This is a genomic window from Bradyrhizobium sp. LeoA1Lang, assembly GCF_055413685.1.
The window spans coordinates 1-3,054 of the sequence record NZ_JBVAPG010000344.1; the positions used below are offsets into that span (position 1 = coordinate 1).

The window sequence follows — 3,054 nt, forward strand, 5'->3', positions numbered from 1 at the left end:
TCGATGGATGGCAGACCCTCGCCACAAAACCCATCGATCAGCCGATTGACCTCGCCGCCTGAAACGATACTTTCACGTTACCCGGAGAACGCGCCAAGCAAATTCCAACCGCGTTCCGGACGGCACCACGCCGACCGAATGCCGCCCTTTCTTGGGAAAGCCAGTGTCATCGATGATCCAAGCTTCAATCGGGCCGTGCCGCTCAATCTTCGGCTGCACCATCTCCCGAACCTTGGCCAAGACCTTCTCGTCCGACCATCCGCCCGTACCCACGAAATGAAGCAGCGATTGATGCTGGGCTGCTGTGCGCTCCGGCGACGTGATCGCCGCCATCGGCTCTACGCTCTTGCGCTCACCAGGCAGCATCAGGCCAACACAGTAATCGCGCAGCGGCTTCGCCCGATCCGCATGTCCGATGACGCTCACCAAGCCGTCCACATAAGCCGCAAATCGCGCTTCACTTCCATCCTTGCTTCGGCTACCCATTTCAAAGTCCTCTCACCTGAGTCCTCTGGGTAGCTGATTCACCCTCAAATACGCCCGCGACTTTCTGACTCAGTAAGACTAGCAGTTTGCTGAAAAACTAGGAAAGCTTTGGATTTTCTTTCGCTCGCGGTTCGTTGCTCGATCGGTGTGACGACGTTAAGGGCGTAAGCTCACGCCGGCTTGGCTAGGCTGCAATCAGTTTGGGGATGCGGATCAGGTTGTAGGCGGTCAGATTGAGCATGAAGTCGGCGGCGACGCGGCCGATGCCGCGATGTTTGGTCTTACGTATGGTGCCGTGCTGCTTGCCCCATCCGAAGATGCACTCGACCATCGCCCGGCGTGATTGCGACATGCCGTACCCCGGATGCCGCGTGGTTCGTTCATCGATGGCGCTGTTTCGGGTCTTGCCGGTTTTGGTGACGGCCAGGTTCTGCGTCACATGCGGTGTCACGTTGAGAGCGCGAACATCGGCGACATGATCGGCTGTATCATACGCCTTGTCCTCGCCGGCCGTGATGCGGCGGCCGGCAGCTTTACTCTTTGGCCATCGGCACGGACGCCCATGATGACAAGCAGCAGCATCGATGTTGCCTTGCGGTCGAGCCGCACGCGCACCACGGTGCCGTCGAGGATCAGACGGACGATCGGCTCCTCGGCGAGCGAACGGGCGTTCCAGGCGTCCCAGTCGCTCTTCACTTTGCGCCACACCCGGCTCACCGTGTCCTTGCCCACGCTGCCTGCGAACAGCGTGCTCAGCGCGCGCCGGACCCGGCGGGTGTTGGTGCCCGCCAGGTAGCTGCCGGCGATCAGCGCGTCGGCCGCCAGAGTGCGCCGCTGGTAGGTTCTGAATGTCCCGCTCCGCCACTCGGTGGTCGTGCCGTCCGGCTGCTCCAGCCGCGCACGTGGCACCGTGATCTGGGTCTTGCCAAAGGTGCCGGTCAGCGATCGCTCGCGGCTGCCGTGCCGATGGCCGACGACGGGCTGCGGCTCCGCATCACTGGCACAGATCAACCGGCCCCTGCTTCTCTGATTCTTCAGTTGCGTCAGCACGGCTTACTGCCGAGTTCGAACCAGCGACAGACGACCATCGAGATCAATAGTGTGCCGTATACAGTCGTGCGGGTCCGGGAGGACCACGGGACATTCGCCTTTTCCGTAACCGGTATGTTCCGCCGCCGCAATCTGGCAGGGCCGCGCCGTGAGCAGCCCGCGCGGGCAACGCTTGCACGCTGGGCGAAACCATAATTAGCGGGGACTATAGCTGCCGACCGATATCGAACTGGGGAGCCGCGACCGAGCAGCAATTGTGGGCAATGGAAAGGTACGCTTTACGCGTACCAGCGGACCATCCCACGCTAGTACGCGCCTATTCGAACGCCAGCGCCGAGCTCGCCTCCCTGCGATGCGATCCAATAGGCGTTGAGGCTGCGAGCGTATTCGCGACCGCGACGACAGACTTTCCGACGACAGACTTCCCACGGCGGCTAGCGGGACCCCCTCCGCTCTTCTCCTGCAATGAACCGACGTTGCAACGCTTACACACCGCGTCGTTATGGCCAAGAAGCTGCGACGCATCGCATAACCGGAACTATGCGGCGACCATGTGCGGAGCTGGCCTTGCCGATCGCGGATGAACCCAACGCGTGAGCGCTCGGTCGGTGTAGTGAATGGACTCGGTGCGCTGACGCACACCGTTCCAATCACCTTCCTGCTTCCATCCGGTGCAAACTTCGCAACTGTTCGGGGGCCACCTCATCCACGACGGGCGGAACGGCGTGGACTCACTCGACATCGTCGTCTCCGCCGTCTTCCTCGATGGGCGCGTCTACGGCTGGCGGCTCGGGGTGGGGCTCTTCCTCCGCGCCCACGACGGGCTCGTAGGACTTGATTTCACCCAATGCTTCAAGGATCAGCCGCTCGACCTCGTTGACGAGCTTCTTCGTCTGCTCGGGAGTGCCGACTTCGAGATGGATCGCAGGCCGCACCTTCGAGGGAATGCCGAGCAGACGCGCCCTCGCGTTCGCGATCTCATTCGAGAGGACTTTGGCGATCATATCGATGGGGCGCACCAATCCCATCTACCTCGCCAGTTCCAGTTCAGCCGTCTTTGCGCGCGCGATCTCGTAACGCAGCTTGGCCTTGTCGATGGTGATGTTCTCTTCGCCGTCCTTCACGGACGCGGCGGTGTGCGCCTTGCGCTCTGCTCGCTCGCGCGCCAGCAACCACTTCAGAACTTCTTCGGTATCGAACTCGAGCTGCTTTGCGCGACTGCCGTGGGTCTTGACCGGCATCCCGTTCTCGACCCAAGCGGTAATCGTCGGCAGCGAGTAGCCGAAGATATCGGCAAGTTCTTGCCGGTTGACGAGCTTGCCGTCGGCGGCCTCCGTCGCTTCAGAGGAGCTTCAGCGTCTGGAAAAACAGTTGCATGACGAGCTTCACGGACTAGTGGTTCATCACAGTGGTTTTGACTCTTTGGCTGCAGCGGGATAGGCGCGGCGGAGTTTGGCGCGGGCTTTGTCGGTTGTGAACATCCATTTGATGCGGTCTCGCGTTTTATTTCGCTGCCGC

2 protein-coding genes and 3 pseudogenes are annotated in these 3,054 nt (G+C 61.5%); all 5 read right to left on the minus strand.

Going from position 1 to position 3,054, the window contains the following annotated elements:
• Nucleotides 1–126 precede the first annotated feature (126 nt).
• Nucleotides 127–486: pseudogene (locus tag ACZYOF_RS43155) on the minus strand (transposase); the annotation flags it as partial.
• A gap of 184 nt (nucleotides 487–670) precedes the next feature.
• A complete protein-coding gene (locus tag ACZYOF_RS43160; protein WP_463719525.1) occupies nucleotides 671–937 on the minus strand; it encodes a transposase in 267 nt (88 codons plus the stop codon).
• A gap of 77 nt (nucleotides 938–1,014) precedes the next feature.
• A pseudogene (locus ACZYOF_RS43165) lies at nucleotides 1,015–1,458 on the minus strand (transposase); the annotation flags it as partial.
• Nucleotides 1,459–2,267: 809 nt separating this feature from the next.
• Entirely contained in the window at nucleotides 2,268–2,558 is a 291-nt protein-coding gene (locus ACZYOF_RS43170; RefSeq protein ID WP_463719526.1) for a hypothetical protein, read from the minus strand.
• 6 nt (nucleotides 2,559–2,564) lie between these two features.
• Nucleotides 2,565–2,837: pseudogene (locus ACZYOF_RS43175) on the minus strand (terminase small subunit); the annotation flags it as partial.
• Between the last annotated feature and the right edge of the window lie 217 nt (nucleotides 2,838–3,054).